Source organism: Candidatus Zixiibacteriota bacterium (genome assembly GCA_034439475.1).
Taxonomy (GTDB): Bacteria; Zixibacteria; MSB-5A5; order GN15; family FEB-12; genus JAWXAN01.
On the sequence record JAWXAN010000070.1, the window covers coordinates 57,430 to 76,147 of the forward strand.

The 18,718-nt window shown below is 48.6% G+C and carries 13 protein-coding genes; 8 read left to right on the plus strand and 5 right to left on the minus strand.

Annotated elements, in window-relative coordinates; genetic code table 11:
- Window positions 1–24: 24 nt before the first annotated feature.
- Entirely contained in the window at window positions 25–546 is a 522-nt protein-coding gene (locus SGI97_09935; GenBank protein MDZ4724207.1) for a DUF255 domain-containing protein, read from the plus strand.
- A 349-nt stretch (window positions 547–895) separates the two neighbouring features.
- Here SGI97_09935 and SGI97_09940 read toward each other — a convergent pair whose 3' ends face one another.
- Window positions 896–1,705 (minus strand): methyltransferase domain-containing protein, encoded by an 810-nt coding sequence (locus SGI97_09940; protein ID MDZ4724208.1) that lies wholly within the window; start codon window positions 1,703–1,705, stop codon window positions 896–898.
- Window positions 1,706–1,900: 195 nt separating this feature from the next.
- Between SGI97_09940 and SGI97_09945 the strand changes: the two genes are divergently transcribed.
- From SGI97_09945 to amrB, 3 genes are all read left to right on the plus strand, one after another.
- Window positions 1,901–2,326, plus strand: a complete 426-nt coding sequence (locus SGI97_09945; protein MDZ4724209.1) for an NfeD family protein — start codon at window positions 1,901–1,903, stop codon at window positions 2,324–2,326.
- A gap of 40 nt (window positions 2,327–2,366) precedes the next feature.
- Entirely contained in the window at window positions 2,367–3,326 is a 960-nt protein-coding gene (locus SGI97_09950) for an SPFH domain-containing protein (protein MDZ4724210.1), read from the plus strand.
- 183 nt (window positions 3,327–3,509) lie between these two features.
- Window positions 3,510–5,012, plus strand: coding sequence for an AmmeMemoRadiSam system protein B (gene amrB / locus SGI97_09955; GenBank protein ID MDZ4724211.1), 1,503 nt, complete (start codon window positions 3,510–3,512; stop codon window positions 5,010–5,012).
- A gap of 389 nt (window positions 5,013–5,401) precedes the next feature.
- On the opposite strand, the gene SGI97_09960 is transcribed toward amrB, so the two are convergent.
- Complete coding sequence (locus tag SGI97_09960) at window positions 5,402–7,267, minus strand: hypothetical protein (GenBank protein MDZ4724212.1); 1,866 nt, start codon at window positions 7,265–7,267, stop codon at window positions 5,402–5,404.
- Between the two features lie 365 nt (window positions 7,268–7,632).
- On the opposite strand from SGI97_09960, the gene SGI97_09965 reads away from it, so the two are divergent.
- Window positions 7,633–8,814 carry an MFS transporter gene (locus SGI97_09965; GenBank protein MDZ4724213.1) on the plus strand — a complete coding sequence of 394 codons (1,182 nt, stop codon included), beginning with the start codon at window positions 7,633–7,635 and terminating at the stop codon, window positions 8,812–8,814.
- A 51-nt stretch (window positions 8,815–8,865) separates the two neighbouring features.
- Window positions 8,866–9,237, plus strand: coding sequence for a hypothetical protein (locus SGI97_09970; GenBank protein ID MDZ4724214.1), 372 nt, complete (start codon window positions 8,866–8,868; stop codon window positions 9,235–9,237).
- 341 nt (window positions 9,238–9,578) lie between these two features.
- On the opposite strand, the gene SGI97_09975 is transcribed toward SGI97_09970, so the two are convergent.
- Both SGI97_09975 and SGI97_09980 read right to left on the minus strand, forming a co-directional pair.
- Window positions 9,579–11,102 carry a FlgD immunoglobulin-like domain containing protein gene (locus SGI97_09975; GenBank protein ID MDZ4724215.1) on the minus strand — a complete coding sequence of 508 codons (1,524 nt, stop codon included), beginning with the start codon at window positions 11,100–11,102 and terminating at the stop codon, window positions 9,579–9,581.
- A gap of 307 nt (window positions 11,103–11,409) precedes the next feature.
- A complete protein-coding gene (locus SGI97_09980; protein ID MDZ4724216.1) occupies window positions 11,410–14,070 on the minus strand; it encodes a protein kinase in 2,661 nt (886 codons plus the stop codon).
- 238 nt (window positions 14,071–14,308) lie between these two features.
- Here SGI97_09980 and SGI97_09985 point away from each other — a divergent pair, with 238 nt between their 5' ends.
- Together SGI97_09985 and SGI97_09990 are read left to right on the plus strand one after the other, a co-directional pair.
- Window positions 14,309–14,575: a GIY-YIG nuclease family protein gene (locus tag SGI97_09985; protein MDZ4724217.1), complete on the plus strand. Its 267-nt coding sequence runs from the start codon at window positions 14,309–14,311 to the stop codon at window positions 14,573–14,575.
- A gap of 119 nt (window positions 14,576–14,694) precedes the next feature.
- Window positions 14,695–14,901 (plus strand): amino acid transport protein, encoded by a 207-nt coding sequence (locus SGI97_09990; GenBank protein MDZ4724218.1) that lies wholly within the window; start codon window positions 14,695–14,697, stop codon window positions 14,899–14,901.
- A gap of 342 nt (window positions 14,902–15,243) precedes the next feature.
- On the opposite strand, the gene SGI97_09995 is transcribed toward SGI97_09990, so the two are convergent.
- A complete protein-coding gene (locus SGI97_09995) occupies window positions 15,244–18,714 on the minus strand; it encodes an efflux RND transporter permease subunit (GenBank protein ID MDZ4724219.1) in 3,471 nt (1,156 codons plus the stop codon).
- Between the last annotated feature and the right edge of the window lie 4 nt (window positions 18,715–18,718).

The following is an 18,718-nucleotide window of genomic DNA, read 5'->3' on the forward strand; positions in this document are numbered from 1 at the left end:
TTGTGTAGAAAGCTTGATTTGTGTATGAAACATCTTTGTCTAGCCTTGGTCTGTGGTCTTGCGCTCGCTGGCTGCGGACCTAAGAAAATCGAAAATGTTGCGGTAAAATGGACTCCTTACAGCGAAGTGGCGAGTAGTTTCCCTGCCTACAGCAAACCGATCTTCTTATATGTCAATCAATCCCATTGCGAGCACTGCGAGAAAATGCAGGACACAATTTTTACCCGCCCTGAAGTGGCATGGTTTCTCAATGAGAATTTTACGTCAGTGAATGTTAATGTCGACACCGATCTGCCGATTGTTATCCAGGGCACACAATATGACTATGCCGGCTTTTGGAATCTGCTCAATATTGAAGGATTACCCACATACTATTTTTTTGACAGCACGGGGAAAGTCAATGGCCTGCTTCATGGCGCGCAGGATGTGCGAACCTTCAAACGTCTGCTGGTGTATGTGAAAAATAACCACTTTTATAAGACTCCGTGGCTTGACTGGCTCAAGACTGAAGAGGCCAACCTGGATACGCTGCCGGGAATTTTTTAAGACGCGAAGAGACTGGGGCCGCTGTCAGCGGATAGCAATCTCCTGTTTGTTCTATTCCGTCAGGTCTTGCCTTTGGCTAAGCGCAGAGAAGACAAAGGTGTGACCTGACGGTCACTTGGTGCGCGGCGAGAGCAATCTCTTGTTTGTTTTTCTTTGTCATCCCAGCGAAAGGTCGCTGTGCTGACGCAGAATAAGGAATTGCTGAACCGCAAGGGTTCAGCGCTACAAGATAATGAAATATGAGATTGCCACGCCCCGATAGGAATCGGGGCCCGCAATGACGGTGTTGAAAATTTCTCCTTTGAATCTTGTACCACACTCCGCCGTGGCGGAGTGACCGACCCCCCATTCAGCGTATCCTTCGCGCCACAAAACAGACTCTGGTAGACTTATTATTCGGTCGTTCGAGCGTAAAGCAATTGTAGATTCCTCTTACATGGAAACCAGCAACCGCCAGCAATTGTTTTATTCGACTGTTCGGATATGCGCATTCTGTATGCAGTTCTTCGAAACGCTCCCAAGAACCGGCTTGTCTGTAAAAGAATGTCGTATTGCAGGTCGCTATGCCCGTCACGGCATCAAATCTGTTCTGCCAAAACCAGGCAATGTCATCTTTGACGCCGCTCCAGTTGGTATTGTTCCAGATAGTAGCCAAAGCGTGAGGAGTGTTCATATCAAAAATAAAATAACCGTCGGCCTGAAGATGCCTGTACACTGCTCTGAATGTTTTGAGCAACTCCTTCTCGGTCAGGAGATAATTGAGCGCGTCATAAAACGATGTAATCAGATCAAAACGGGCAGTCTGAACTTTGTTATTTCTCTGGCGCGGTTGTAACTCAGAAATTGCTACATGAGGAAGCCGTTGACAGTAAAGCGGGATTTCGCGGCCAAGGAGCTTCTCATCCGCTCGGTCAAGCATCTCCTGGCTTCCATCAAGCCCGCTCATCTGGATCCCGCGCTGATCAAAGAGTTTGAGCGCTGTTCCGGTTCCACAGCAGAGATCCAGACATGTGGAAACATCCTTTTCAAAAACGGAAAGTAAAAGCATGGTATAATCGACCATTGCGATAGAATGTTTATCGGCTCCCATTTTGTCATAGACATCGGCAAAGCGAGAATAGGCCGCATACGAAGAAACCTTTTTTATCGTTTTGCCCATATGTAAACCACTTTCAAGAAGGTGAACAAGAGTCCTTGTCCGGTTCTTTCCGTTTTAAGTTGACATGGTGATTCGTTCAGAGCAATCATAGCAGAGAATTATTGAATCTTTATGCCGCGCGCAAGGCCTATTTATTCTCAAAGACCACGGTCGTTGAATATGGGCAGGGGCACGGCATGCAGAGAAGGAGAGCTGATGGAGACAATGTTTTGGATTTGGATGGCGGCGGCCGTGATATTTCTTATTCTTGAACTGCTCTTGCCGACGCTCTTCTTTGCCTGCTTTGCTGTGGGTGGTTTTGTGTCCGCCATCTATGCCCATTTTGCGGCAGATGAATATTACTGGCAGGTAGGAGTATTTATCATAGTCTCGGTTGCGCTGCTGCCATTGACCCGCCGATTTGCAAAACGCATCACCGTCGACCAGCCCGAGCACGCCAACATCGACAGAATGCGCGGCAAAATTGCCATTGTGGTTAAGGCGATTGACGCCGACAGCGGGGGACAAGTGAAATTTGAAGGTGAAGTCTGGAATGCGCGGGCGATGCAGAATATAGAAGAAAACGCCCGGGTGAAGATTGTGGATGTAACAGGCACACGGGTCAATGTGGAACGCGCATAGATTGTATACTCGCGCAAAAAGATACGAAGGAGCTTAGGAAATGAATCCGGTTATCATATTTCTCATAGTCGCGCTGGTCTTCTCTTTCATCATTGTCAGTTCATCAATTCGCATCATCCGTCCCTTTGAAAAGGGGCTGGTGGAGAGGCTGGGAAAATTTCAGCGTGTGCTCGACCCCGGGCTTAATATGATTCTCCCATTTTTTGACACGGTGCTGAAGGTGGATATGCGCGAAGTTGTCATCGAAGTTCCGCCGCAGTTGGTTATCACCCGTGACAATGTCAATGTCGAAGTCGACGGTATAATCTACTGCCAGGTGACCGATCCATTCCGGTCGCGTTATGAAATCACAAACTACATCCAAGCCGCAACCAAACTTGCTCAGACAAATCTGAGAAATGTTGTCGGAGAAATAGACCTCGATGCCGTGCTCTCCTCGCGCGAACGGATTAATTCCCAGCTTCGCGATGTAATGGATCAGGCGACCGATAAGTGGGGAGTTAAAGTCAATCGCATTGAACTACAGCGTATAGATCCACCGGTTGACATCACCAACGCGATGAGCCGCCAAATGAAAGCTGAGCGGGACAAACGCGCGACCATTCTCGATGCCGAAGCTGTCAAGCAGGCTGATATAACTAAATCGGAAGGCTCAAAGCTTTCGCAAATTCTCGAAGCTGAAGGTTATTCTTCTGCGGTCAGGCTCAAAGCTGATGCCGAAAAATACCGACAGCTGGCCGTAGCCGAAGGCGAAGCTGGCGCTATCGCGAGCGTTTTCAATGCCATTCAGACCGCGAATCCCGACGAAAAGGTTATTACCCTTAAATACCTTGAGATGCTCCCCAAACTTGCCGAAGGCTCAGCCAATAAGATTTTCCTGCCCTATGAGGCAAGCGGCATCCTGTCATCACTTTCAGCCATGGTAGCCTCGGTTTCAAATAGTGGCGGCGGCCCGCAGCCATCGAATAGATTGCCCGGTGTCCCCAAAAATCCCGCGTAGAAACGGATGTAGTTCTCAATTCATTTACTTTGTTTTCTCTCTGGTTGTAACTTAAGGAACTGCGCACCTAAAACTGTATATAAGCCATAGACAATCGATATGAGTCGCGGTTGACTCTCTATTTTGTATTATTTGAACTTCTTCTACAGTTTGTTCTGTTTTGGGACGCATCTATGAACGTATTTGACATTTGAACGGAAAGCAGTTACTTTCGCAAGTCACCTGCATAAAGAAAAGGACCAAGTGGAAAACCAGGATCATGACATTCGAAAACCAGCAGTGGCTGGGACATTTTATCCTTCCAATCCGGTCGAGCTGACTAAGACGATTGCTGGATTTTACGCCGATGTCGACAAGGTCACGCTTGGCGGACGACCTATGGGTCTCATCGCTCCCCATTCCGGTTATCCATATTCTGGTAAGATTGCCGCGAAAGCATTCAAGCTTCTCGAAGGCGAGCACTTTGATACGGTGGTCATCGTCTCTCCCTCGCACACCGTTTTCTTTCAAGGTTCATCCATCTACGGCGGGGCGGGCTACCAGACCCCGATTGGCGTCATTGAAACAGATATTGCGCTTGCCCAGAAAATTGCCGCTATTAATCCGAGCGCGGTTTACTTTTCGAATATGGGGCATTCAAGCGGCACAGCTCGCGGCGAACACTCACTCGAAGTACAGCTTCCATTCCTACAAATCGTACTCGGCAAATTCAAACTCGTCGCGATAGTTATGGGTGATCAGGACCCGGACTCAGGCCGATTGCTCGGTGAGACACTCGCCGCCGCGCTCAAAGGCACGAATACATTGCTTGTTGCAAGTACCGATCTGTCGCACTTTCATGCTGAAAAAGAAGCGCGACGACTCGACTTTGCGGTTCAGGATGCCATCGAAAAATATGACACTCAGCTTCTAATCGATACCCTCGACAGCGGGAGAGGCGAAGCCTGCGGAGGCGGCGCAGTGGCCTCGGTAATGCTGGCATCCAAACGGCTCGGCGGAAGCACAGTCAAATTTCTTGACTATGGGACATCCGGCTCTGTAACCGGAGATTTTGATGATGTTGTCGGCTATATGAGCGCGGCAATTGTCTCGGGTCGTCCTCCGGTTATGGAGAAGACTATTTTGGGCGCAATTCCTCTCCGAATAAAGGAAGCGAAAGACTTGACATCCGAGGACAAACGGCAAATTCGTGAGATCGCCCGAATGGCAATCGAAACGCGCGCCGACGGCAAATCATTTGTTCCGCCGCTGAGCGAGCGGCTCAATGTGCAATTCGGTCTGTTTATGCGCGTCCATGTCGATGACTCGGTCCATCTTCCGTATGGACGCATCCGGCCTGAGGGTACTATTTTGCATGCTTCGGCGGAGATTGCGCAGTTGGCGGCATTCGAAGACCCGCGCTATGACCCGCTCGCACCTGAGCAATTACAATCATACGGTCTTGATATCTATGTTCTCTCGAAGCTTGAACGCTTGCGTGAATTTGATGATATCAAAATCGGCCGTGATGGACTCATGGTAAAGCTTGATATGCACTCCGCGCTCATGCTTCCGGTTGAAGCCGCGGATAAAAGCTGGACTGCAGGTGAATTTTTTGAGCAAGTCTGCCTCAAAGCTGGTCTTCCACGCGGCGCATATAAAGAACGCTACGCCGAAGTGTATAAATTCACCACCGAAGTCTGCTGAAGACAATTCTATTCCAAAAATGAGTTTAGTCGGGCGGGTCTGCGGACAGACCTGCCGATTATTTCAATGTCATACCGGCGGAAGCCGATAACCAAATAACTCCACTATTAGTAGGTCAAGCTCTTTGTGATCCTGACTTCTCATTTTATGTCGGGCAGAGACGTCCGACGCCACAGAACAGCGGGCAGGCGCGGCAACCTCAGTTGATGTTCCGTCAGGTATTGGCTATATCGTTGCGTGAGCAAGGATATAGCCAATACCTGGACGGTCACTTGGCGCGCGACAGGGTCACCGTCCTCTGTCGGTGGCGTCTCACATAAAAAAACTGCCCGAACAATGCGTCCGGGCAGTTTTTCATTTACCAGCAAAGGTTCTTGTTCAGAAAGAGATTATTTGTTCTCCATCTGAGCCCTGAGCAATTCTCTCTCGGCTTGTTCAGCATCGAGCCGGGTGCGCAGAACCTTTAGTTCTAATTCACGAAGGTCAACTTTGTAAAAGTCATCTATCTTAACCGTCGTGATACTGTCGGTAGCAGAGGGCCAGTTGACATGCTCTCCCATCAGTACAAAATCAGCGCTACCGCGTCCGACAAAGCTCGCGACCGATCCATACGAGCTTGGAATATACAGGGCCGTTATACGTGGGGCCTGGATATTCGTAATTGCGTTTGAACCATTCATCGGGTGGGCCAAACCTTCGAATGCGAACGTGTAATTACCGGCTTCCTTATAAAAAATTTGCTCTGAACCGACATACATATAATGTCTGCGAGACGGGGCGTCGTTGTCGCCATTTCCGATTAGTCGAGACTGCGGACCCAACGCACCTGTGCTGGGCTCAGACCCGACTTGGACGTACGCCTGATTGCGCTGACTGGTTCCATATATCTCGAGATAAGCTTCACCCCGAACAAGGACATACCCGGCGGCTGGCAACACTATGGTTACACTCGTCAAGGCTTGTGTGGCAGTCGAACGCTGTGTCAAGGTGACTGTTGAGGAAACAACATTTGAAGCCAATCCTGGTTCATCGAGAATTTCAGGAGACGCTATCGCGTCATCAGGAAGGTTTACCGAGCCGTCGCCTCCCTCGCCAACAACATCCAATAAGCCAGTTGGATTATCCGTACCTATTCCGACACCGCCTCGAGCGCGGACGATGAATTGATCTTCACCGGTAGTCGAAAAGTCCTCGTCAAGTTGGTCTGCCCAGACAAAGGACCCATTATGCAGAGCTTTGGCGCGATAGCCGGCCGCAAGGGAATGGTCGCCATTTGCTTCGTTATTGTTACCGCCCGGGACTGTTGCATACGCGCCATCGGCCCCATTTTCAAATCCTCCGCTGATTGTAGAGTACAGTCCATCGGCTGAGTTGTGGGCGCCGCCGCCAATTGTTGCTCCTTCGGCTGTGGCCGAATTACTATAGCCACCGCCAACTACTGAGATCGTTCCCGACGCTGCATTTCCAGAACCGCCGCTGATTGTCGAAGAGTCGCCATCGCCAGCATTCTCAAAGCCAAATACGGTTGTGTTATTGCCATCGGTGCTGTTTTGACCCATGGTAATCTGCCCGATACCCGTAATGTCTCCGCCAGGAGAAACTACAAACGTTGTATCCTGCTCTGTTTCACCAAAAAAGGTCATTGACCCATCGCGAATTTCGATGCTTCTGGTCAATCCGGTGGCTCCACTGCGGGCACGTGAATCTACTGGTTCATAAATACCAAGTATCGGCGAACCAGTTCCTGAAAATCCGATCAGTATTCTCCCTACTTCGGCTACACTCTGATTCGTCGGTTCCCCTGCCGTGAAAAAGGATGGTCCCGACGGCGTGATTGATAGGCCGCCGATAATATTGCCTCCGGTTGTGTTATCAATAGTAGCAACCCGAAGAGCATATCCGCTCGATGTCAACCGTGTGCGAGGCAAAATTGTCTCGCCACCCACGCTGATCTCAAGATAGCGCTCTGTGCCTCTGAAAACCGAATCAACCAAGGGGACAAGTGAGCCAAGGACGACATTGAAAAGTCCGTCCATGACAAGCACGCCCGTATGCGGCTCAGACCATTTCGCCGCACCGCCAGTTGGCGCGTCATAAATGGAAAATGTGATATCATACTGGCTGTTTGGTACTGGCGCGCCTGAGAGCTCAAGCCGGCCTTGATAGCTCATAAGCGTCGGCGCTTCGGCGTGACCGCTCTGCGCTACAATCAGCGCGAGAGTGAGAGTGAAGAGAATCTTTCGCAATCTGTTCACATTTCCTTCCTGTTCTATTGGCAGCCCACTGCCTCAAAAAAGTTAGCTTGCCATTATCGTCTGCCTGCTCTCAACGTAACTGAAGCGGCCTTCATTAATGCCGCATCGCTCAGAGAAAGGCTACTTTTCTGTAGATTGCCTCAGGAAGAAATAAGCTTCAGAATGTTCGTCAACCTAAGTCAATCCAGGATACGTCCCCACGATAGAAATTCGAAAGTGTACCCTTCTAATGCCATAAAATCGCCTTTTTTTCAAAAATGTCAAGAGTAAATTGCGAGTGATTCGCATAAAAATGCGTTCAGGATGTAATGGATGAGTAGTTTCGTATTTCAATCCGAGGCTGACTTGGCTATCCTACCTGTACCATGCTTCTTAAACGACTCGGAATCTCCAAGAATGTCTTCGTCCTCGGATGGGTCAGCTTTTTTAATGACATCGCATCCGAAATGATTTACCCCCTCATTCCCATATTTTTAACAACAACTCTGGGCGCGCCGGTAAGTGTTGTCGGGCTGATCGAAGGGATAGCCGAAGCCATATCCAGCATTCTCAAAATAATTTCGGGCAGGGTGTCCGACAGAGTCAGGCTCCGAAAGCCCTTTGTTACAATTGGTTATCTGCTCAGTTCTGTCTCCAAAGCGTTGCTCGGCGCAGCAACCGGGTGGCCGCTCGTGTTGGCGGCTCGCTTTACAGATAGATTTGGCAAAGGTATTCGGACCTCGGCTCGCGACGCCCTCATTGCCGAAAGCTCTGAATTATATTCCATTGGCCGCTCATTTGGCTTTCATCGCGCTCTTGACACCCTTGGCGCAGTCATCGGCCCGCTGATCGGTTTGGCCATCCTCAGCGCGGTTCAAGGCAGCTATTCAATTGTGTTCCTTCTCTCGGCCATCCCCGGTTTGGTCGGTGTCGCGCTTTTGATTTCCTATGTGAAGGAAACGCGAACTATTAAGGCGGCCAGCCCATTGCCGAAATTCCAATGGAAGACCCTCAGTCCCTCGTATAAAATATTCTTGCTGATTATTATTATCTTTTCACTCGGTAACAGCTCCGATGCCTTTTTGATCCTTCGCGCCCAGCAGATGGGGATGTCCACAACAAACATCGTCTTACTCTATACGCTCTTCAATTTAGTCTACGCCCTCGGCTCAATTCCCGCCGGGATTCTGAGCGATCGCTTTGGCTCAAAGCGTATTCTGAATGCCGGGTTTTTTCTCTTTGCTTTGGTCTATGCCGCTTTTGGACTGATAACTGAAAGCGCATTACTCTGGCTTCTCTTCCCGCTCTACGGTCTCTATATGGCATTGACTGAGGGAGTGAGCAAAGCCTTTATCGCATCCCTTATTCCGCGCGAACAAAGCGGAACTGCTTTTGGTATCTTTCAGACGGCAATTGGTCTTTCCAGTTTGGTCGCGTCCGTTGTGGCGGGGATTCTGTGGACCGAAATCTCAGTCCCTGCACCGTTTCTTCTCGGCTCTGCCACAGCTCTTTTGGCGGCTTTGCTCTTTTTTTGGCTTATGAGAGCCCGTGCGATTACAGTAGATTGATCATGTGGAACTCTATTCGCATGACGCAAGACAAATAAGAAAAGGAAATCGATGAAGAAACAAGTGATATTAAAGTTTGAGCATCGCGGTCAGGACCTGCTTGCTAAGCATGTTTACCTTCGGAGGCTCACGGCCACTGTGTTTTTCTCCGCAGTGATACTGCTCCTCTGGCTTCTCGTTGGAATGTTTGGTTATCATTGGTTCGCTGATTTGTCTTGGATCGATGCATTTCTCAATGCATCAATGATAATGAGCGGCATGGGGCCGGTTGACACCATTCACCCTGCGGCCGCAAAGGCATTTGCCGGTTTCTATGCCATCTTGAGTGGAGTCATTTTCCTGGGAGTCTTTGGTCTGCTGGCCGCCCCTATCATTCATCGATTCCTTCATCGCTTCCACATCGATGAGAACAATCGCACATAAGCTCGTATAATCCTCTTGAGCTTTATTTCAAAGGGTGCCTACTCCCGATCTCTGTGGTGTCGGGCGGGGCGCCCGACACCACGTGTCCCGTCGTTGCGAGTCCGCCGCAGGCGGACTGACCTACTAATTGGATAGAGAGCTATTTTAGCCGTCTTAAAGCTCGATACGAACAGCACCGTGGACTTGCTGTTCATCATCGTACAAACTACTTGGCATGGTACTTCAAACTCTGACCGAAACGAATCAAGAACCCACACATTTTGATCATAATGCCCATTGCGACGAGTCCCGCTTCCTTAGCGGGACGAGGTGGCAATCTCATATTCCGCGTCGGTTTAATTTTATCTTAACAAGACCATCTTGCGCGAGGCAATCGATTCACCGGTCTTTAACTGATACAAGTACATTCCCGAGCCCACCTGTTCGCCGCGGTTGTTACGTCCGTCCCAGATCACTGAATGCCTTCCGGCAGACTGTCTTTCGTCTACCAGTTGACGTACTCTCTGCCCAAGAATATTCAGAACATCCAATTGAACAGTAGTTGGCTGGGAGAGGTCATATTCAATTCTCGTTTCCGGATTGAATGGATTTGGATAATTTTGATCGAGCGTAAAGGAAGCCGGCAGCGGCGCTTGTTCTCTCTCTGCATCAACAACAGACTCAAAAGTATAAAGATAGAGAGTATCTCCGCCGATGCCTGCCAAAAGAAGCTGTTTCTCTGGCGTCTGTCGTTCGACAAAACGCGGTGAGCGAATACAGTGATCGAGATAGTGGCTACCTGTGAGCCGACCGCTTTCCCACTGCATCACAACCACCTTGTCGCATCCGTGCATACCGACCAGACACGATTCCGGTTCATATTTTTCCATGAATTTCTGCCCGGTGAGTGGTGTAAACCATTTCTCTTCAATTATATCACGAGAATAGCTGTAACAAATAGCGTACCTTCCAGCATTCGCGTGGTTGCCTAACCAGTCAACGCCTGAGCCGTGATAAATAATTTCATGATAATTATCGCTTGGATCAAAATTACCAGAAAAGATTGGACCCCATTTAGAGCCATGTAGCCATTTTTTTCCGATAGCGGAGCCGTTCCTATTTGCGAGGGTCAATAGGCTCCCGGCACCATATAACACATTGGGATCATCGTAAGACTCCCTAAAATCGTGCCCGTAAACGTCCCATCGGTATCCCCATATTTCCTGCGTGCTGTCATCGGAGAAGTTGCCGCTCACATTGTTGGTCATGTTCCACTGGGCTTGAACAGTATCGAGGTAAGATGTAAATTCAGTTGTCAGAGTCCATGTGTACCACCACGGCCCTTGAGTGAGCTCATAACACTCGAAGTAATGTGAAAAACCCAAAGTAATGCTGTACGAGCCATCAGGCTTGGAATTAAACCGTATATGGTTTTCCAAGGTTTTTCCTGACATGCAGTGACCGGAGTAATTAGTTTTCCAGACCTGAGAAATACGCACTGTATCGTCTGTTATACGCAACATCAGCACACCGGGAAATCTCAACGATTCCTGATTTTCGTTCATTATATAGACCGCATAAATCACCAACGTATCGCGGTTGTCTGAGTAGCGATGAATAATTTTCCCCGGATGATGCGCCAGCGAAATCTCGCGCTTTACACCGCCAGCTCCGTCAAATACCGTGATTTTCTTGTTAGCCGAGTCAGATAAAATAAATCCGCTAATTTCCCCCATGTCACTTTGAAGAATATCAATATACTGAACACTGTCGATTCTATGAAGATGTTTTGAGAACAAGAGTTGTGGCGGCTCAAGAGCAAACGCATCGAATGCGACTGTGGACAATATGAGCGTGAGCAGTGCTGCTAAATTAGCTTTTCTCATGATACCCTCGCTTGAATCTTCGGCACTTATGCTCCGACCCAATGATTAGTATATTTTCTTCGCTACTCTGTGCCTCTTTCATTGTACACACACCTCATCCGACAGGAGGCACTTTCAATATAATTAACCGACAGAAATTAACCAGCGAATAATGAACCCACATCCCCAATATACCGCTTCGATATCGGGCCACTCCCCACCATTGGACATCTTCTCAAACCCTGCTGGCGGTGTTTCGGCAGGCTATGCTTGCGCCTGCGATTTTTGCGAGAGTGACGGGGGGGATTCTTAAGGCAGAAGATTTCTTCTACCGGCTGAGATCTTTTTCCCAATTGAGAGTTATCACAAAAGTCGCCTCTTGCTGATTGCCATCTGGAACATTAATGATAAATCGCTGGCCGTCTCTTGAAACATCGTAGCGATACATAAGACCGATTCCTTTCGTATTATATCTCCGGTTAAAGAGCTTCTGCGGCGCACCAATGGTAATTTTATCTCCATCGATGGAAACCGGAACTGCCATAAAATCCCATTCCGGTGTGACATAATATAGTTCCTTGCCGTCTGCTCGGAATTTTGGGGCAAATCCCTCAGAGGTTGAAACCTGCCATTTGCCGCTCGTGCCAGATGAATTCCGAATGTATATTTGGCTTGTTCCGGATTCGTCACTTTGATACGCGACAAACCGTCCGTTAGGCGTAAATGAACCGCGACGTTCCTGAAATTCCTTGTTCGTAGAAATTTCTTGAATTTTGCTCGTATCCTCAAGATTGAGGATGAAAATATTCCATTGGTCGGTCCACTTGTTAAAGAGCAAGAATTTCCCATCGCGCGAAGCCTCTGCCGCAGTACAGAAAGATTCTCCTGAGGCGAGTATACTTCGGGGATCGCCCGACCCGTCTGACCTTAGTGAGAAAATCTGTCCGGATCCACCGGCGTCGGAGGTGTAAAAAATCGACTCATTGTCGAATGACCATGCTGGGTGGAATTCGTTACCGCCGGAGAAAGTTAATTTTGAGGAAATATTTCGGGGAATATCGTGAACCCAAATGCTCACATCAAAATCGTCCCCACGCTCGTACACGCCATAAACCAATTTTTGATCGTCGAACGAAAGATCCACGTCGCCATAGTAATCGCTCCCGCCAATTCTACTCAGTTCTTTGCCTCCACGGTCGAACCAAATAAGGTTGGATTTAGAATTGCCGCTTCCTTGTTGGTAGGCGAGTGTGCCGTTTTGTGATACCGAGAATAGTCCCACAAGCTCTTCGACCGCTATATTGTCAGTGATCGCTGTTGCGTCGCCCACGAATTCTAAAACATCCTCGTCAAACTTCTGCATCACCAAAACACCGTCTCGAATGAAGATTACATGACCTGACGAAGTAAATTCTACGCGAGAGCCGACATCGAAGAAAGACTTATCTGCCGTGCCGTCTACTGCGCCCAGTTTGAGCATATTCGCACGAGAAGCGGCCGCACCCGTGTCAATAAAGGCGATATAAAAAAAGTGATTTCCATCGGGCAGAAAGGTAGGCCAGGCGTGAAATTTCTCTCCTTGAGCACGGTTTATTTTTGTTGCCCCTATTACTGCGCCGCCAGCTGCTGGCAACATCTGAATTGAATCAAAAGTCGACGCGTCAAAGATTACGACCCCATTCGTTCCCCAACTGCCGTCGCCGCCTCTCACCTGTACCACTTTTTGGGCAGGTCCTCCACTCACAAGGATTTTCTTAAATCCTTCTTGGCTGAAAAACCCGATAGACCGACTGTCCGGAGACCAGAACGGACGTTCCGCAATCTCGGTCCCGGGAAGTTTGTATGCTTGTAGCGCGTTCAGGGGACGAACCCATATACTTCTACTGCCGGATGAATCAGAACCCAAAAAAGAGAGCATTTTGCCGTCTGGTGAAAGTTTCGGACTACCGATCGATTCAAATTCCGGCATGGAAAGTGTAAATCGTGTAACTTCTACTTCTTCTTTCGGTTGGAAGAAGTATAGAGATGTAAAAACAACAGCCGTAATTATGCCGAGTGCCGCGACAATATTCGACATCCTGAATTGAAATCTTCTCTTCGAGGAAACTGAAAATGGTATTCCCGCCTGTGAACCAGATTGTGAAATCCAGCGAAGCTCATCGGTGAGGTCGCGAGCCGACTGCCATCTGTAGTGCGGGTCTTTTAAAAGACATTTTTTGACTACTCTATCGAGCGCGGGCGGGGTGAGAGGTTTAATTTCGGAAATCGACCTCGGTTCTCGCTCAATAATTGCGGCAATGAGACTCGCTTGGCTTTTTCCCTCGAACGGCCTGTTTCCCGTTATCATTTCATAGAGCAGTGCGCCAAAAGCAAAAATATCAGAGCGGGCATCGGCTTCACCCCCCTCGAGCTGTTCCGGCGACATATAGTTGAGCGTCCCCATAATTGCACCGGTACCCGTGAGCGGAGTCGACTGAGTCATGGCCGTGAGCGATTGGACAGCGCCCCCTTGCACGGTTATCTTTGCGAGCCCGAAATCGAGAAGCTTTGCGCCTTCACGAGTGAGAATGACATTGCCTGGTTTTAGGTCCCGGTGAATCAGTCCGCGCTCGTGAGCGGCGCTTAGCGCCGTGCCAATCTGAATTGCATAGTTCAGGACATCTTCGGTTGAGAGTGATGTCCTCTTGAGGCGCTCGGAAAGCGTTTCCCCTTCGAGATACTCCATGACAAAAAACGAAGTGCCATTTTCAAATCCGACATCATAGAGCGTGCAGATATTCGGATGGTTCAAGCTGGAGACAATTTTGGCTTCGCGTTCGAAACGGGCGCGAAGATCCTTGTCATGCGCCATGCGCTCCGGAAGGATTTTGAGAGCGACAATTCGGTCGAGCCGCGTATCCTTGGCTTTATAGACTTCGCCCATGCCGCCTGCGCCAATAGCAGATTCAATTATATATGGCCCGAGCTGTTGGCCTATTGTGAGAGACATTTCTTTCCTACCTTAATTTATCGTATCCGCGTGTTGTTCAATATAATCGATTCTCATGCTAAGATTCATAATTGAGTGGCCGGACAGCAAGGAGAAATTCGGACAGACCAAAGAATGCTTTTAGATCAACTGGGCACCCCAAACTTATATTTGTCTTAGCCCCGCTATGATCGTATGATATTATCAAATGAGAAGGCGGCAGAATCTGTATCACAACCACCCCCCCGAATCATAAACCATGCCAACATCGACAAAGCCAATCAAACTCTACATCCTTCGCTGTCGCGACAATAGTCTCTACACCGGAATTACAACCGATATCGACGAACGGCTTCGTGCCCACAACACCGGCAAAGGAGCAAAATACACTCGCGCACGTTTGCCTGTCAATTTGGTCTACACAGAACAGTGCGGTTCGCGATCACTTGCGCTCAAAAGAGAATGGCAGATCAAACGCTGGAACAAACAGAAAAAAGAGGCCTTCGTAAAAGCCTCATCTCAATAAATTATCAAAGCCGGATAGCCGCGTTAATATCGCTCATCCAACCGCCACATTTCTCTTTTAAGAAATAGTCCCGACAGGTTGGGCTCTTGTTCGGTCATTTCTCTGTCGATATATGTATTATGAATGGAACGACTCTTCTCATCGGTCTCATCACCGGATCGGTTGGCTCGGGATTCTTTATCTATGGCAAAAAGCAACGCAAATGGCTGCCGATGCTTTCTGGAGTCCTGCTATGTATCGCGCCCTATTTTGTCGAGAATCTGACACTGCTTGTGGGCCTGTCTATAGTTCTCTGCGCGGTCCCTTTTGTTATCAAGGGTGATTGACACTTCGAAAGCAGATGCAGGAAGAGCATATGCTGTCGCTCGTTGCAGCCCGGTATGACTTGCAGAGCCCCCTTGAAGTCGACCTTCTTGATCCCGCCCAAATTTTATTTGGATATCTGAGACCAAAAGAGTATCCTATTGGTATAGCCAGCGCTACCATGCGCTGGCCGATGTGGACTTCGTACCGATGCCAAACGTGAATAACATCACTCAGTTGCTGTCCTCCGTGCGCCGCCTGAGCCGCCGGATCGTCCGCCTCAGCCCCCGCCGCGTCCATAGCTAACATCACCGCCAGTTCCTCCGGGATCGACTTACGTATAAGTGACTCGAAGAATAGCTCAGTTATTCAACCTGTCGGTTTTTCTGTTCACGCTTAAGTTGACTCAGCCGCCAGTACGTGTAAATGACTGGAATGACCTCAAGGGTTAAAAAAGCAGAAGTTATGAGTCCGCCAACCATCGGGGCGGCGATTCGCTTCATAACGTCTGCTCCTGAGCCTGTAGCCCAGAGTAAAGGAATCAGCCCGAAGAGCATAGTACCGACTGTCATCAGCTTTGGACGAACTCGCATAACGGTGCCTTCCATGTGCGCCCAGATAATATCGTCGAGATTGCGAATCTTTCCTGCCTGTTTGCGCTTCTCATAGGCCTGGTCAAGATAGAGAATCATCACAATTCCAGTCTGAGTTGCTAATCCAACAAGGGCAATTATTCCTACCAATGTGGCGGTGGAATAGTGGTAGCCGAGGAAATACATCAGCCAGATGCTGCCGACTAATGCGAAGGGAACGGAAGTGAGGACAATAAGTGTTTCTGTAATATTACGGAAGTTCAAAAATAGGAGCACCATCACAAGAATAAGGGTAATTGGAATAACCAATTTCATTCGCGCAGCCATTTGCTCGTATAGCTCATATTGTCCTGTCCATTTGAGATGGAAGCCCGCGGGCATGTCGATTTCGCGCCTTACAGCGGCCTTTGCTTCATTCACATAACCGCCTATATCACGTTGACTCTGATCAATGTCGACGTACACATAGCCGACCAGCATGCCATCCTCGTCACGAATCATTGGCGGACCAGTGACAATCTTGACTTCAGCAATTTGCCCAAGAGGAATCGATGAACGACCTCGTGATACGTTTGGGTCATTTGCACGACTCCCTCCAGATGAACCAGACGAACTATTCATTGAAGATTTCGACCCTCCGCTCGGGGCAGATTGCAATGCTGAATACGGCGAATTCATAGGTAAGCCGCCCATACTTCCGCTGCCTGTTGAAGGAACTGACATGCCAGAAGGTTGATTGCCGGCAGATATAGATGACATTGAATTTCCACCAGATGACGTGTTTGAAATTGTCGTACTATTTTCTAAAGTCATCGGCAGAGGAACAAGAATCTGTTTCAACTGTTCTAGGTTGCTTCGGTATTCTCGCGGATAACGGACATTAATCGAAAAACGATTTCTACCGTCAACGGTTAAGCCAACCTGCGCGCCGCCAATGGCTGATTCGACAATGTCTTGTACATTTGAAACTGTCAAACCGTATCGAGCGATGGCCTTGCGATCCGGAATTATGTCTATAAAGTAACCGCCGGTGTTGCGATCTGAATAAACACTTCGTGTTCCTTCAAGTTTTGAAAGGGATTGTTCAAGCTGTTTGCCGATGCGTTCGATTTCTTCAAGATTGTTGCCGAATATTTTTACACCAATGGGTGTGCGAATTCCCGTGGAGAGCATATCGATACGTGTCTTAATGGGCATTGTCCAAGCATTTGTCCATCCAGGCATTTGCAGGGCTTTATCCATCTCAGTTGTCAGCTCATTCCACGTGATGTGCCTTGAGTCCGGCCAAATCGGTCGAAATACTGATTTCAGGAAGTCTGGCGACCACGATGAATACCATCGCCTTTGAGGCACTTTCCGCCACTGATCATTCGGTTTTAACTGAACCACTGTTTCGATCATGCTCAGCGGTGCGGGGTCAGTTGGTGTTTCCGCCCGTCCGGCTTTGCCAAAAACAGTTTGGACTTCGGGGAAGGATTTAATAACTCGATCCTGAAACTGTAAATACTGCTTTGCCGCCTCTATAGAAATGTTTGGAAAAGTTGTTGGCATATAGAGCATGTCGCCTTCATTGAGCGGAGGCATGAACTCCGAGCCAATTTTTGGAATCATAGGAAGAGCCGAGAGAATGGCCATAATACCGATTGCAACGGTGGTCTTGGGATTGCGGAGCGCGACATAGACAAATGGTTTGTAGATCCCAATAATAAATCGTGATACCGGATGTCGGGATTCTGGTCGAATTTTCCCCTTCAGTAAGGTGACCATAAGAGCTGGAGCGATCGTAATTGCAGTGATCGCTCCAAAGAACATTGCAAAGGTTTTGGTAAAGGCAAGCGGTTTGAAAAGCTTTCCCCCCTGACCGGTTAGCGCAAAAATCGGAAGAAACGATATTGTGATAATGAGCAGGGCAAAAAATATCGCAGGGCCTACTTCCTTAGCCGCAGCTATGATAACTTCCTTGCGATCAGTTTTATCTGTTGCATGCTCCAAGCGCTTATGCGCATTTTCGACCAAGACAATACTCGCATCGATCATCGCGCCCACTGCAATTGCAAGGCCTCCCAGACTCATAATATTTGAGTTAATGCCCAGCAGATACATTGGAATAAAAGATAGGCCGATTGCAATAGGAAGTGTCAGTATAGGCACAAGCGAGCTTCCGAAATGAAGTAAAAAGAGAATGATAACCAGCGCGACCACAATACCTTCTTCGATGAGACTATGGCGCAAAGTTTCAATACTCCTCTCGATTAATCCGCTGCGATCGTAGACTGTCCTGAGTTCAATACCAGTGGGAAAGGAGGGTTGAAGATCTTTAAGTTTTGTCTTAATCCTCTCGATTACCTCAAGGGCATTTTCGTTGTAGCGCATGACCACGATACCGCCAACAGCCTCTCCGATCCCATCAAATTCACCGAGACCGCGACGCATATCGGGTCCAAGCTTCACTGTTGCAACATTCTGAAGCAGAATAGGCGTTCCCGTTGCTGTTGAACCAAGTGATATCTCGCGAAGGTTATCTATGTTCTTAACATAGCCGCGGCCGCGTATAAAATACTCGCGCTCTGTCATCTCAAGGATACGTCCCCCGACATCCGAATTGCTTTGCCGAACAGCGCTTATAACATCGCTAATTGAAAGACTAAAAGCCTGCAGACGCACTGGGTCGACTTCAATTTGGTACTGCTGCTGGTATCCGCCCACCGTGGCAACTTCGGCGACACCTGGAATTGCAGACAATGCCAATCGGAGATTGAAGTCTTGATACGTCCTCAAATCAGCAAGGCTATGTTGGCCGGACGTATCGACAAGCGCATATTGGAATACCCAGCCAACGGCCGAAGCGTCAGGGCCAAGAAGAGGAGAGACACCTGGCGGCAGTTTCCCCTCGAATTGCTTCATGTATTCAAGAACTCTACTTCGCGCCCAGTATATATCAGTACCATCATCAAAGATGACATAGACGAACGACATGCCAAACATAGAATATCCGCGAACAGCCGAAACTGCTGGGGCGGACAGCAGAGCAGAGACAATGGGGTAGGTAATCTGGTCTTCAACCAAATCAGGGCTTCGACCCATCCATTCAGTCCAGAGAATTACCTGTACGTCAGAAATATCTGGAATCGCATCAAGAGGTATACTTTTGATGGCATACCACGACCCGATAGAAGCAAAAACGGTAGCTATAAGAACTACAGACCGATTGCGGGCACAGAAATCAATAATCGCTTTTATCATTGTG

What these genes read in the sequence shown, in the direction of transcription:
- SGI97_09935 (MDZ4724207.1), top strand. Translation starts at nt 25, where the DNA reads ATGAAACATCTTTGTCTAGCCTTGGTCTGTGGTCTTGCGCTCGCTGGC.
- SGI97_09940 (MDZ4724208.1), bottom strand. Translation starts at nt 1,705, where the DNA reads ATGGGCAAAACGATAAAAAAGGTTTCTTCGTATGCGGCCTATTCTCGC.
- SGI97_09945 (MDZ4724209.1), top strand. Translation starts at nt 1,901, where the DNA reads ATGGAGACAATGTTTTGGATTTGGATGGCGGCGGCCGTGATATTTCTT.
- SGI97_09950 (MDZ4724210.1), top strand. Translation starts at nt 2,367, where the DNA reads ATGAATCCGGTTATCATATTTCTCATAGTCGCGCTGGTCTTCTCTTTC.
- SGI97_09965 (MDZ4724213.1), top strand. Translation starts at nt 7,633, where the DNA reads ATGCTTCTTAAACGACTCGGAATCTCCAAGAATGTCTTCGTCCTCGGA.
- SGI97_09970 (MDZ4724214.1), top strand. Translation starts at nt 8,866, where the DNA reads ATGAAGAAACAAGTGATATTAAAGTTTGAGCATCGCGGTCAGGACCTG.
- SGI97_09975 (MDZ4724215.1), bottom strand. Translation starts at nt 11,102, where the DNA reads ATGAGAAAAGCTAATTTAGCAGCACTGCTCACGCTCATATTGTCCACA.
- SGI97_09980 (MDZ4724216.1), bottom strand. Translation starts at nt 14,070, where the DNA reads ATGTCTCTCACAATAGGCCAACAGCTCGGGCCATATATAATTGAATCT.
- SGI97_09985 (MDZ4724217.1), top strand. Translation starts at nt 14,309, where the DNA reads ATGCCAACATCGACAAAGCCAATCAAACTCTACATCCTTCGCTGTCGC.
- SGI97_09990 (MDZ4724218.1), top strand. Translation starts at nt 14,695, where the DNA reads ATGAATGGAACGACTCTTCTCATCGGTCTCATCACCGGATCGGTTGGC.
- SGI97_09995 (MDZ4724219.1), bottom strand. Translation starts at nt 18,714, where the DNA reads ATGATAAAAGCGATTATTGATTTCTGTGCCCGCAATCGGTCTGTAGTT.